Genomic DNA, 12,453 nt, shown 5'->3' with positions numbered 1-12,453 from the left:
GGGCGCTCCGTTTGCATGGAGCGCCCTCGACGCGCGCCAAGGCCGGGTCAGGCGGTGCTGCCGGTCAGTCGGCGTCGCGGCGGGTGCGCCAGAGCCAGAGCAGGCCGAGCACCGGCAGCACCAGCGGGATGTACCCGTACCCGCTGCCGAACTGCGACCAGACCGTCTCGTCCGGGAAGAGTTCTTTGTCGACCACGCTCAGGACGCCGACCGCGAGCACCCCGACCAGTTCCACCGTGCAGCAGGCCAGTGCGACCCGCCGGCCGGTGTGCCCGGCGCGGGCCAGCCCCACCGCGGCCACGATGTAGATGAGCGCGGCCAGCGCGGAGAGCAGGTAGGCCACCGGTGCCTCGTCGAACTTCGTGGCGATCTGCAGGCCCGCCCGGCTGGTCGCCGCGATGGCGAAGAGCAGGTACACCGCGATCAGCAGCCGGCCCGGACCGGTGTTCGTGGCGCGCCGCGCCGGTCGTGTCTCAACCACCGAGCACCTCCCAGGTCTGCTGCAACCGGACCACCACCACCGGGGCTACCAGGCAGACCGCGCAGACGATCGCCGAACCCCAGCGGGTCGGCTCCATCCGGGCCAGCACCCAGGCCAGCGGCGGCAGGCAGACGAGCGTGACCAGGTAGCCGAAGAAGGCACCGGGCTCGTCGGGCCGGTCCCCGCCGCCGACGGCGATCAGCGCCAGCACGCTCAACGCGAGCAGCGCCACTTCGAGTACGCCCAGGCCGATGAACTGCACCCGGTCCGGCGGCCGCTGGCGTAGCGCCGCCACCAGTGCCCACACCGCGACGAGCAGCGACAGCACGATGGAAACCGTCGCGAGGACCCCGTCCACCGGTGAGTCGGCGCCCACGCTGGTCACCGGACCCACCCGGTCGTTGCCTCGGTCACCGGCACAGCCTACTAACCGTCGTAGTAAACGGGTGATGCCGCCTGGCTGTCTATCGCCGCTCGCTGTCGAGCTGCCCCACAAATGGGGCAGCGGCAGGGGCGGGCACTTTTGGTCTGAGCGTCGATGGCCCATATCTGGGGCAGCTCGACAGGCGCCAATCAGGCATCGGCTCTGCCGGCCCGCGCCGGAACCTCCGGGCTCCGGTTGGTCGACCCGCCGCCGGCACGCCTGGTGGGGCGACTAGCGTGGATCTCGCCCGTGGCGTCGCCGCGGTGAGGGGAAACGGCGGAGGTACACGTGCTGCGGTTCGGCTTGTTCGGCACCGGTCACTGGGCGATTGAGACGCACGGGAAGGCGCTGCACGCACACCCGGACGCGGAACTGGCCGGGGTGTGGGGGCGTAACCCGGAGCGGGCCGCCGCGCTGGCCGAGGTGTACGGGGTGCCGGCGTTCGCCGACGTCGACGCGCTGCTCGAGGTGTGCGACGCGGTCGCCGTCGCGCTGCCGCCGGACATCCAGGCCGACATCGCGGTCCGGGCGGCCACCGCCGGCCGGCACCTGCTGCTGGACAAGCCGCTGGCGCTCACCGTCGCCGACGCCGACCGGGTGGTCGCCGCCGCCGAGGCGTCCGGGGTCGCGTCGGTCATCTTCTTCACCCAGCGGTTCCAGCCGAACGTGACCGCTTTCCTCGCCGCGACCGCGGCCGCCGGGGGCTGGCAGCACGGTCGGACCACCGCGTTCGCGTCGATCTTCCAGGAGGGCAGCCCGTACGGCGGTTCGCTGTGGCGGCGCGAGCACGGCGCGCTCTGGGACATCGGCCCGCACGCGCTCTCGATCATCCTGCCGGTGCTGGGCCGGGCGACTCAGGTGGCCGCGATGAACGGCCCGAGCGGGATGGTGCACCTGCTGCTCACCCACGATGGTGGGGCCACCAGCAGCGCCTCGCTCTCCCTGGACGCACCGCGGGAGGCGATGGCCCGGGAGTTCGTGTTCTACGGCGAGAACGGCATCGAGACCGTCCCGCTCGGGGAGAACGACCCCGCGACGGCGTTCGGCGTTGCGATCGACCAGCTCATCGAGCAGGTTCAGGCGGGTACCCGGGACCACCGCTGCGACGTCCGCTTCGGCCGGGAGGTCGTCGGCATCCTCGCCGCCGCCGAAATCGCCCGCACCGAATCCCGCACAGTCCCCCTCCCGTAACCCCACCCCCACCCCCACCCACCGGGGGATGGGTCGGGGGTGGGGGAAATGGGTGGAGGGGCGGGGTTGGGGTTGGTTAGGGTGGCGGGCATGTTCACGCATGCCCTGATCGAGGGGGTCGGTACGCCGGCCGCTCGGGGCCTCTTGTTGGTGTCCCGCCCGCGAGTCCGGCGTCCGGCCCTGGCCGGCCGGGACGCGACCCGCCGCTGATCGGTTCACCTTCGCGGCGAGCCGGGGCTGAGCCCCGCCGCCGCTGATCGGCTCATTCCTGCCGCCGCACCCGGGGCTGTCGCCCCGTCGCTGCCGCACCACCGCGTTCCCGCGCCATCGTCCAGGGCCGTCCGAGTCCCGATCCACTCGGACAGGCCCGGAATCCCGGCTGCCTGTCCAGCCCGTCGCCGAACGGCGACAGACAGGACGAAGACCCGTGGCGCCCCGCAAATCCCGACCTACCGAACGCGACCGGTCCCGTCGGGCGGCCGCCACGGCGGCCCGTGAGTTGGCCCGCGACGGCCTGGCCGTACTCAGCCAGAACTTTCTCGCCGACCCGACCGCCGTGGCACGGCTGGTCCGCGCCGCCGACCCCGATCCGGACGGGCTCCTACTGGAGGTCGGCGCCGGTCGTGGCCAGCTGACCCGGCCGCTCGCCGCCCGCTGCGCGCGACTGACGGCGTACGAGGTGGATCCGGCCGCCGGCCGGGAGTTGGCCGCCGTCTGCGCGACCCTGCCCACCGTCGAGCACCGACAGGCCGACTTCCTGGCCGCCGAGCCACCACCGGAGCCGTTCGCGGTGGTCGGCAACATCCCCTGGTCGCTGACCTCGGCCGTGGTGCGGTGGTGCCTGGCCGCGCCCCGGTTGCGCTCCGCCACCCTGCTCACCCAACTGGAGTACGCCCGCCGGCGCAGCGGCGACTACGGCCGGTGGACCCGGCTCACCGTCTCGACCTGGCCGGAGTTCGGCTGGCGGCTGGCCGGACGGGTACCGCGTACCGCGTTCCGGCCGGTGCCGGCGGTGGACGCCGGGATCCTGCGCATCGAGCGTCGGGCGGAGCCGCTGCTACCCCGGGCGGCCCTGCCGGCGTACCAGCGGCTGGTGGCGGTGGGCTTCGAGGGAGTCGGCGGCTCCTTCGCCGCGAGCCTGCGCCGGCATCACCCGCCGTCCCGGGTGGCGGCGGCGCTGCGGGCCACCCGGATCGCATCGGACACCCCGGTCGGCTACGTCTGGCCCGAACAGTGGCTGGTGCTGTTCCGGCTGCTGCACGCCCGATGACCCCACCGCCCCGGTCAGGTGCGGGTGGTCAGCGCGGCGCTCAACTCGTCCGGCGACTCGAACTGCTCCACCGGCAACGCCTGGAACATCTGCAACATCGCCGTGCTGGCCCCGTTCTCCTGCCCCCAGCGGACCAGATCCTCCCGCGAGACCGGGTAGTCGAGCCCGGCCAGGTACTCCTGCAACTGAACCCCGGTGACGGTCATGTCGGCCGGCTACCCGCTCACTCCACCCGTACACCGTTCGGCCGGACGGCCGGTGTACGGCGTGTCGCCCGCGGCGCGCCGACGGTTTGTCGCAGCGGCCGCCGGGTAGCCGCTGACATGCTGGTTCAGCGGCTCGGCGCGCCGAGCGACTTCGACCCGTTGCTGGAGCGCGTCCGGGACGCCCGGGTGGTGATGATCGGCGAATCCACCCACGGCAGCTACGACTACTACCGGCTGCGCGAGCAGCTCACCCGCCGGCTGATCGCGGAGTGCGGCTTCTCGTTCGTGGCCGTGGAGGGCGACTGGCCGGACTGCGACCGGGTGCACCGCTCGGTCACCGCCGCGCCGGGCGGGGCGCTCGATCCACAGATCGCGCTCGATCGGTTCGAGCGGTGGCCGACCTGGATGTGGGCGAACGCCGAGGTGGCCCGGTTCTGCCGGTGGCTGCGGGCGTGGAACGTGGAACGGCCGGAGGAGCAACGGGCCGGATTCCACGGGCTCGACGTGTACAGCCTCTGGGAGTCGATGCAGGCCATCTTCGACTACCTGGGGGAGGAGGATCCGACCTCGCTGGAGGCGGCGCAGGACGCGTACCGGTGCTTCGAGCCGTACGGCAAGCGGGTCGAGGAGTACGGCGCGGCCAGCCGGTTCGTCTCCGCCCGCTGCGAGGAGGAGGTGGTCCGGCTGTTGGCCCGGACCCGGGAACATGCCCTCTCCGACGGTCCGGACCGCTTCTCGGCCTGGCAGAACGCGGAGGTGGTGGCCGGCGCGGAGCGCTACTACCGGGCGATGGTGGCCGGTGGGCCGGATTCGTGGAACATCCGCGACACCCACATGCAGGACACCCTGGACCGGCTGCTGGACCGGTACGGCCCGGACGCCCGAGGGATCGTCTGGGCGCACAACACGCACGTCGGGGACGCTCGGGCCACCGACATGGCCGCGGACGGGATGATCAACATTGGTCAGCTGGCCCGGGAGCGGCACGGCGACGACGCGGTGACGCTGATCGGCTTCGGCAGCTATCGCGGGACGGTGATCGCCGCCCCCCGGTGGGGCTCGACGCCCGAGCCGATGGTGGTGCCGCCGGCCCGGGAGGGATCGGTCGAGCGGCGGATGCACGAGTTGATGCCGGATCGGGCGGTCCTGGTCTTCGGCGGGGAGGACCAGCCCGGCTGGGTCACCGACACCGTGGACCACCGGGCGATCGGCGTCGTCTACGACCCGTCCTTCGAGTCCTGGGGCAACTACGTGCCGACCCGGCTCGGCGAACGCTACGACGCCTTCATCTGGTGTGACGAGACCACCGCCCTGCACCCGCTGCCCGTCCCGGCCGCCCCCGGTGAGATGGAGACCTACCCAGCTGGCGTCTGACCAGGCCCGCACCGCGGAGGCGTGGTGTCCGAAATGCCACCACGCCTCCGCGGTCGCGCGGGTCAGACCCGGGTCGGCGTGCGCTCGGTGAGGTGGTTCCGCAGGCCCTCGCCCTCGATGTCGACGTTCGGCAGGACGCGGGACAGCCAACGGGGCAGCCACCAGGCCCGGTCGCCGAGCAGCGACATCACCGCGGGAACGATGGTCATCCGGACCACGAAGGCGTCGATGGCCACACCCACGGCGAGCGCGAAGCCCATCGACTTGATCACCGGGTCCTCCAGGAAGACGAAGCCTCCGAAGACCGAAATCATGATCAACGCGGCGGCGGTGACCACCCGGGCACCGTGCCCCATGCCGCTGATGGTGGCCTGCCGGGCGGACTCGCCGTGCACGAAGTCCTCCCGCATCCGGGACACCAGGAACACCTCGTAGTCCATCGCGAGCCCGAACAGGATGCCGATGAGCAGGATCGGCAGGAAGCTGATCAGCGGGGCCGGGGTGTCCAGGCCGACCAGGTCGGCGAGGTGCCCCTGTTGGAAGACCGCCACCGTGATGCCGAACGTGGCGGCGACGGTGAGCAGGAAGCCCAGCGCGGCCTTGATCGGCACCAGCAGCGAGCGGAAGACCAGCATCAGCAGCAGTACGGAGAGCCCGACCACCAGCAGCAGGTAGGTCGGCAGCGCGTCGGAGAGCTTCTCGGAGACGTCGATGCCGACTGCGGTGGCCCCCGTGAGCAGTACGTCCGCGTCGCGGATCCCGCCCACCGAGCCACGGATCTCGTGCACCATCGTCTCGGTGGCCTCATCGGTCGGGCCGGTCTTCGGCACCACCCCGAGCAGCGCGGTCCGGCCGTCCGGGCTGACCTGCGCCGGCGCCACCGCGAGCACGTTATCGGTGCGCTGGAGCAGGGCGGTGACCTGCGGCACGGCGGCCGAGGTGGCCTGCGGCGTGTCGCCGGCGACCACCACCGCGAGCCGGCCGGTGAAGCCCGGTCCGAAGCCCTCGGTGGTCAGGTCACTCGCCACCCGGGCGGGCGAGCCGACGGCCGCCGTCGAGGGGTCCGGCAGAGCCAGCCGCATGTCCGGTGTGGGCAGCGCGAGCAGCCCCAGGCCGAGCAGGCTGAGCAGGATGACCGGTACCCGGAACCGGGTGACCAGCCGCGCCCAGCGGAAGCCGAACGAGGACCGGTCCTCGTTCGGCGCGTTCTCGACGGACGGCCGGTCGTCGACGTCTGGACCGTCGACCGGTGCGACGTCACCGGCACTCGCGGAGTCGGCGGCGACCGATCGCAGCCGGCGGGGGAGCACCCGGAGGCCGGCGAAGCCGAGCAGCGCGGGCTGGAGGGTGATCGCGACGAGCACCGCGACGGTGACAGTGCCGGCGGCGGCGAAACCCATCACGGTGAGGAACGGGATGTTCACCACGGCCAGCCCGGCCAGGGCGATGACCACGGTGGCGCCCGCGAAGACCACGGCGGAGCCGGCGGTGCCCACGGCCCGGCCGACCGCCTCCTCCGGGGACAGGCCGTCGAGCAGGTTCTGCCGATGCCGAGAGGTGATGAACAGCGAGTAGTCGATGCCGACCGCGAGGCCGAGCATCAGTGCCAGGATCGGCGCGGTGCTGGTCAACTCGATGACGCCGCTCAGCGCGAACAGGCCGGCCATGCCGACGCCCACGCCGATCAGGGCGTTGAGCATGGTCATCCCGGCGGCCACCAGTGAGCCGAAGGTGATGATCAGAACGATCGCGGCGACCAGTACGCCGAGCGCCTCGGTGGAGCCGATCTCCGGCTCACCACCCAGCACCTCGCCACCCGGGGCGATCTGCCAACCCTTCGCCTCGGCGGCGGCACCGACCTCCTCGTACGCGGTGCGCTGCTCATCGCTCACCCCGTCGGCGCCGGTCGCGAACTGCACCTGGACCAGTGCGTACCGGCCGTCGGGCGAGACCGCGCCGACCTGGAACGGGTCGACCGCACCGACCACGCCGGGCAGCGTGGAGGCCTGCTGGACCAGCTCCTGCACCACGGCCTGGCCGTCGGGGCTGGCCAGTTGGCCGTCCCCCGGCGCCTTGACCGCGATGGTGCCGGTGGCGCCGCTGGCCGCGGGGAACTGCTCGGCGAGCAGGTCGAGCGCGCGCTGGCTCTCGGTGCCGGGCATGGTGAAGTTGCTCGCCGTCGGGCCGCGCAGGGTCGCTGCGGCAAGGCCGGCGACGACGAGTACGACGAGCCAGAGCGCGACGACGAGCCGTCGCCGGCGCAGCGCGCCCCGGCCGAGCCGGTAGAGCAGGGTGGCCATCAGGATTCCTTGTCCTCGGACGTGGGTGGTTGGGGCAGGCGTGTGTGGTCGACGGGTTCGAGGGCCCGCCGGACGAGGGAGAGCAGGGCGACGCGCAGTTCGTCGTCGGGAATGTCGACGAACTCGGCGCACGCCTCGGGGATGCCGGCCAGCAGCACCAGCGCCGTGATTCGGGCTACCGGCCGGTCGGAGTGCCCGGCCAACGCGTCTCGCAGCCGTTCGGAGATCTGCTGGATGTGGGCGAAGGCCGGCTGGCAGAGCAGCTCCGAGAACTCACCGCGGAGCAGCGCGATCTCCCCCCGGAACCGGACCGCGAGGTCGACGAAGCCCACGCCGGCGGCCTGCTGGGCGGCCGCGCCGGTCAGCCCGGTGAGCTGGTCGTCGAGGTCCCGCAGGACGGCGATCGCCGGGGACATCAGCTCGGCGAGCAGGGCTTCCTTGTTGGCGAAGTGGTACAGCACGGTGGCCTTGGAACAGCCGACTTCGCGGGCGATGTCCTGGAGCGAAGTGCCCCGGTAGCCGGTCACCGCGAACCGCCGCGCCGCGGCGGCGAGGATCTCGCCGTGCGTGTCGAAAACCGCCTTGGCCATCACTGGTCCACCTCCGCAGACCAGCATGCCTGACCGATCGGTCAGACCCTGACCGATCGGTCAGATTGCCGTGGTGGCGTTCCCCACACCTCCGCCCGGTTTAACCGGCGTGCTCGGTGTCGTACCTCGTCCGGGCCTCGGCGATGGCCCGGCGGTGCCGCTCGGCCCAGCTGGTCAGCGCCACCAGCGACTCGTAGAGCTCCAGCGCCATCGGGGTGGCCGTGTACTCGACCTTGGGTGGGACGGTCGGATAGACCGTCCGGTGCAGCAGGCCGTCCCGTTCCAGGTTGCGCAGGGTCAGCGTGAGCATCCGTCGACTGATCCCCTCGATGTGCCGCTCCAGTTCGGTGAAGCGCACCGGCCCGTTCGAGGCCGCCACCAGGATGCCGATGCTCCACTTGCCGCCGACCCGGTCGAGCACCTCGCGGACGGTGCACGCCCGGGCCTGCCCGGGGGTGAACGGCACGTTCCCGGCCGCGCAGGTCAGCTCGGCCTGGACCAGCGCGGACACATCGCTGTTCCTCTGGGACATAACAGTGCCTCCTTCCGCTCAGGCTCATGGTCACAGACGATGGCGTCGGTAACAAACCGTGCACCAAGGAGGGGTCCCCATGGACCGTGTCGTCCCGTCCCGCTGGCCAGCGCTGCTCGTGCTCTGCGCCGGCAGCCTGATGATCATCCTGGACGGCAGCGTGGTCGCCGTGGCACTGCCCGCCGTGCAACGCGACCTGGGATTCACCGCCGCCGGCCTGGCGTGGGTGGTCAACGCCTACCTGGTCGCGTTCGGCGGGCTGCTGCTGCTCGCCGGCCGCCTCGGCGACCTGCTCGGCCGCCGGCGGGTCTTCCTGGCCGGCGTCGCGCTGTTCACCCTGGCCTCGCTGGCCTGCGCGGTCGCCTCCGGGCCGGCCCTGCTGGTCGCCGCGCGCTTCGGTCAGGGCGTCGGCGGCGCGCTGGCCATGGCGGTCAGTCTCGGCATGATCGTCCGGCTCTACCCCGAGCCGGCCGAGCGGGCCCGCGCGATCGCCGTGTTCAGCTTCACCGGGGCGGCCGGAGCGTCGGTCGGCACGGTGGCCGGTGGAGTGCTCACCGACCTGGCCGGCTGGCGGTCGATCTTCCTGATCAACCTCCCGATCGGGGCGGTGATCCTGCTCGCCGCCGTCCGCCGGCTCCCCGCCGAGCGGGGGATCGGCCTGCGGGCGGGCTTGGACCTGCCCGGCGCGCTGCTCGCCACCGCCGGCCTGATGGCCGCCGTGCTGAGCATCGTGGGGACCGGCGAGCATGGCTGGACGAGCCCACGGACCCTCGGTGCGGCGGCGCTCGCGGCGCTGCTGCTCGGCGGGTTCGCCATGCGCCAACGGGTGGCGGCCACTCCGCTGCTGCCGGCCCGGGTGCTGCGCGTTCCGGGCCTGGTCGCGGCGAACGCCGTGCAGTTCCTCATGGTCTCCGCGTACTTCGGCTTCCAGTTCCTGCTCGCCGTGGAGTTGCAACTGGTGCTCGGGCTGGATGCGGCCGCCACCGGCTGGGCCTTCCTGCCCACCCCGGTGGTGATCGCGGTGGTGTCGCTCGGCCTGGCCGGTCGGCTGATCGCCCGGTGGGGTGCCCGGACCGTGCTGCTCGCCGGGCTCGGTCTGGCGACCGTCGGCTTCCTGCTGCTCGCCCGGCTGCCCGCCGACGGCGGCTATCTCGCCGACGTACTCCCCTCGATGGTGGTCTTCGGGATGGCCGGCGGCCTGACCCTGCCGGCGGTCACCACGCTGGCCATGGCCGGCGCGACCGACGCGGACGCCGGGCTCGCCTCCGGGCTGGCCAACACCACCCAGCAAGTTGGCGGTGCGGTCGGACTGGCCGCGCTGGCCACCCTGGCCGCCACGCGCGCCGACGGCCTGCGGGCCGCCGGCTGGGCCGAGACGGCCGCGCTGGCCGGCGGCTACCGGATGGCGTTCGCCGTCGCCGCCGCCCTGGTGATCGCCGCGCTGCTGGTCGCGTTGACCACGCTGTCCGGAGACCGGCCCGCTGCGCCGCGCGTCGAAACCGATCGGCAGCGAAGCGCCGCGTCCAGTTGACCGACGGCACCGGTGCCGGGAGGGTGAGCGGGTGAGCGAGGCTGAGGAAACCCGGGACGGGGTGGCCCTGACCAACCTGGACCAGCCGCTGTCCGACCGCGACGACGCGACCAAGCGCGACCTGGTCGACTACCTCGACGCGGTCCGGGACCGGATCCTGCCGCAGTTGCGAGACCGGCCGCTGTCGGTGATCCGGGTCCGCCCCGGCCAACCGCCGTTCATGCAGAAGAACCTGCCCCGGTACACCCCGGACTGGGTCCGCCGGGTGCCGGTCTGGGCGGAGGCGTCGCACCGGGAGATCTCGTACGCCCTCTGCGACGACCGGCGCACCCTGCTCTGGTTCGCCAACCAGCGGGCCGTGGAGTTCCACCCGACGCTGGCCACCGCGGCGGACCTGCACCGCCCGACCCACCTGGTGCTCGACCTCGACCCGCCGGAGGGGGACGGGTTCGGCGCAGCGGTCGCCACGGCGCTGCTGGTCCGCCAGGCGCTCGCCGACGTCGGCCTGGCCGGGGCGGTCAAGACCAGCGGCGCCAAGGGCGTGCACGTCTTCGTCCCGGTGGCCGACGAGCCCACGGCGGAGGAGTTGGCCGCGGCCACCCGGGCGCTCGCCGTCCGCGCCGAGCGGCTCGACCCGGCGCTGGCCACCACGGCCTACATCAAGGAGGACCGGGGCGGCCGGGTCTTCGTGGACGCCACCCGGGCCGGTGGGGCGACCGTGGCGGCCACGTACAGCCCGCGGCTGCGCCCTGGGCTGCCGGTCTCCTTCCCGGTCGACTGGGCCGACCTGCCCCAGGTGACCCCGGCCGACTTCACCATCCGGACCGTGCCGTCGCTGGTGGCCGGGGCCGACCCGTGGGTGGCGCTGATGCCGGCGCCGCAGCCGCTCCCCGCCGACCTGGTGGCCGAGGGGCGAGCCATCCCGGTGGCCCGCGTGCAGGCCATGCACGAGGGCAAGCGCCGGGCCCGCGCCCGCCGACAGACCGGCTGACGGCACGCGCTGGGGTCCGGTCCGGGCGCTCGCTCTCGCGGCGCGGCTCCCCCTCCCAGTCCGGGGGAGCCGCGACGACCCTTCAGCGTCCCTGCAAGCGCTTCACGTTGTCGCCGAACGTCCAGCCCTTTGACCCGTCCCAGTTCGCCGACCAGGTCATCAGGCCCTTAAGGCCGGGTATGGCGTTCCACGCCTGCGTGACCAGCGATGTCGACATGTAGCCGCCACCGGCGCCGTTCTGCGCGGGCAGGCCCGGAACCTGCTTGTCGTACGGCACGCGGATGGTGGTGCCCTGGATGGTCAGGCCGTTGTTCAGGCACTGCGTCTGCACCGTGAAGCCCTGCACGGTGCCAGCGGGGTACGAGTCGCCGGCGCAGCCGTACATGCTGCCGTTGTAGTACTGCATGTTCAGCCACCAGAGCCGGCCGTTGTCCACGTACTTCTTGATGATCGGCAGGTACGAGCCCCAGATCGAGCCGTAGACCACGCTGCCGCCGGTGACGTAGGCCGTCTCCGGTGCCATGGTCAGGCCGAAGTTCGACGGCATCCGGGCCAGGACTCCGTCGATGATCCGGATCAGGTTGGCCTGTGACGTGGAGAGGGTGTTGATGTTCCCGCTACCGGTCAGGCCGGTCTCGATGTCGATGTCGATGCCGTCGAAGTGGTAGGCCGTGAGGATCGGCACGATCGTCGCGATGAACCGGTCGGCGACCACGCTGGAGCTCAGGTCGATGCCCGCCGCGGCCCCGCCGATCGACATCAGGATCGTTGCGCCGGCCGCTTTGGCCTGGCACATCTCGGCTGGGGTGGCCACCTTGACGCCAGCGTCCATGCCGTTCTCCCAGAGCACCGTGCCGTCTGAGCGGATCACCGGGAAAGCCGCGTTGATCACGTTGTAGCCGTGCTGGCTGAGCCGGCTGTCGGTGATCGGGATCCAGCCGAGGCCGGGGTGTACGCCGTTGGAGGCGCCATCCCAGTTCTCCCAGTAGCCCTGCAGCACCTTGCCGGCGGGCCGCGACTTCACCCCGCAGGTCCCACCGGTCGGCGGCGGCGTGGTCGGTGGCGGCGTGGTGGGCGGCGGTGTGGTCGGGGGCGGTGTGGTGGGCGGCGGCGTGGTCGGTGGCGGGGTGCCTCCCGAGCACGCGCCCAGGTCACGCCACAGCGACGGGGTCGCGGCCGGGTTCCAGCCGGCGCCGGGGTGTGCGGTGTGGGTGACCAGAGCCTGGTAGAGCCGGCCGCCGTAGGTGACCTGGGCGCCCGCCGGGTAGGTGTTGCCCTCGGCCCAGGCCGGTGCGGTGCAGGCGACCAGCAGGGCGGCGTCCGCCGAGGACACGGCGGCGATGCTGCTGGGGACGAAGGCGACGGCGGCCGCGACGGTCATCGCCGCCCCGGCTACCACTGCGAAAATCCGACGGCTTCTCATGGCTCACTCCCCAGGCTTCGACGACCCGCGACCTCCACATATTGACGTCCGTGATGTTTAATATCAAGGGTTGTTAACAGATTCGGCTGGCGTCGCCTCGGACGGGGACATTGGCCCCACATTCCCATGATCCGGTAGAT

12 protein-coding genes are annotated in these 12,453 nt (G+C 72.4%); 5 read left to right on the top strand and 7 right to left on the bottom strand.

What is annotated here, in order from left to right; translation table 11 throughout:
• Positions 1-64 precede the first annotated feature (64 nt).
• Both OG470_RS01285 and OG470_RS01280 read right to left on the bottom strand, forming a co-directional pair.
• On the bottom strand, positions 65-481 hold the full coding sequence (locus OG470_RS01285) for a hypothetical protein (RefSeq protein ID WP_328419916.1): 417 nt from the start codon (positions 479-481) through the stop codon (positions 65-67).
• Positions 474-866 (bottom strand): hypothetical protein, encoded by a 393-nt coding sequence (locus tag OG470_RS01280; protein WP_442931028.1) that lies wholly within the window; start codon positions 864-866, stop codon positions 474-476. The genes OG470_RS01285 and OG470_RS01280 overlap by 8 nt, the downstream gene beginning before the upstream one ends.
• Before the next feature lie 327 nt (positions 867-1,193).
• Here OG470_RS01280 and OG470_RS01275 point away from each other — a divergent pair, with 327 nt between their 5' ends.
• A complete protein-coding gene (locus OG470_RS01275) occupies positions 1,194-2,096 on the top strand; it encodes a Gfo/Idh/MocA family protein (RefSeq protein ID WP_328419914.1) in 903 nt (300 codons plus the stop codon).
• 499 nt (positions 2,097-2,595) lie between these two features.
• Positions 2,596-3,366, top strand: coding sequence for an ErmE/ErmH/ErmO/ErmR family 23S rRNA (adenine(2058)-N(6))-methyltransferase (gene erm / locus OG470_RS01270; protein ID WP_442931170.1), 771 nt, complete (start codon positions 2,596-2,598; stop codon positions 3,364-3,366).
• A 14-nt stretch (positions 3,367-3,380) separates the two neighbouring features.
• Here erm and OG470_RS01265 read toward each other — a convergent pair whose 3' ends face one another.
• A complete protein-coding gene (locus OG470_RS01265) occupies positions 3,381-3,572 on the bottom strand; it encodes a DUF2795 domain-containing protein (RefSeq protein ID WP_328419910.1) in 192 nt (63 codons plus the stop codon).
• 117 nt (positions 3,573-3,689) lie between these two features.
• Here OG470_RS01265 and OG470_RS01260 point away from each other — a divergent pair, with 117 nt between their 5' ends.
• Entirely contained in the window at positions 3,690-4,946 is a 1,257-nt protein-coding gene (locus OG470_RS01260; RefSeq protein ID WP_328419908.1) for an erythromycin esterase family protein, read from the top strand.
• 62 nt (positions 4,947-5,008) lie between these two features.
• Here OG470_RS01260 and OG470_RS01255 read toward each other — a convergent pair whose 3' ends face one another.
• From OG470_RS01255 to OG470_RS01245, 3 genes are all read right to left on the bottom strand, one after another.
• Positions 5,009-7,246, bottom strand: a complete 2,238-nt coding sequence (locus tag OG470_RS01255; protein WP_328419906.1) for an MMPL family transporter — start codon at positions 7,244-7,246, stop codon at positions 5,009-5,011.
• On the bottom strand, positions 7,246-7,836 hold the full coding sequence (locus OG470_RS01250) for a TetR/AcrR family transcriptional regulator (RefSeq protein ID WP_328419904.1): 591 nt from the start codon (positions 7,834-7,836) through the stop codon (positions 7,246-7,248). Before OG470_RS01250 ends, OG470_RS01255 begins: the two co-directional genes overlap by 1 nt.
• A gap of 100 nt (positions 7,837-7,936) precedes the next feature.
• The gene (locus OG470_RS01245) at positions 7,937-8,368 is read right to left on the bottom strand and encodes a winged helix-turn-helix transcriptional regulator (protein WP_328419902.1); all 432 of its coding nucleotides are present in this window, start codon (positions 8,366-8,368) and stop codon (positions 7,937-7,939) included.
• A gap of 79 nt (positions 8,369-8,447) precedes the next feature.
• On the opposite strand from OG470_RS01245, the gene OG470_RS01240 reads away from it, so the two are divergent.
• Both OG470_RS01240 and OG470_RS01235 read left to right on the top strand, forming a co-directional pair.
• The gene (locus OG470_RS01240; protein WP_328419900.1) at positions 8,448-9,899 is read left to right on the top strand and encodes an MFS transporter; all 1,452 of its coding nucleotides are present in this window, start codon (positions 8,448-8,450) and stop codon (positions 9,897-9,899) included.
• A 31-nt stretch (positions 9,900-9,930) separates the two neighbouring features.
• Positions 9,931-10,890, top strand: a complete 960-nt coding sequence (locus OG470_RS01235) for a DNA polymerase domain-containing protein (RefSeq protein ID WP_328419898.1) — start codon at positions 9,931-9,933, stop codon at positions 10,888-10,890.
• A gap of 82 nt (positions 10,891-10,972) precedes the next feature.
• On the opposite strand, the gene OG470_RS01230 is transcribed toward OG470_RS01235, so the two are convergent.
• On the bottom strand, positions 10,973-12,313 hold the full coding sequence (locus OG470_RS01230; RefSeq protein ID WP_328419896.1) for a carbohydrate-binding protein: 1,341 nt from the start codon (positions 12,311-12,313) through the stop codon (positions 10,973-10,975).
• Between the last annotated feature and the right edge of the window lie 140 nt (positions 12,314-12,453).

The sequence above is a fragment of the Micromonospora sp. NBC_00389 genome (assembly GCF_036059255.1).
Classification (GTDB): Bacteria; Actinomycetota; Actinomycetes; order Mycobacteriales; family Micromonosporaceae; genus Micromonospora.
This window is presented reverse-complemented; position numbering and strand designations above follow the sequence as displayed.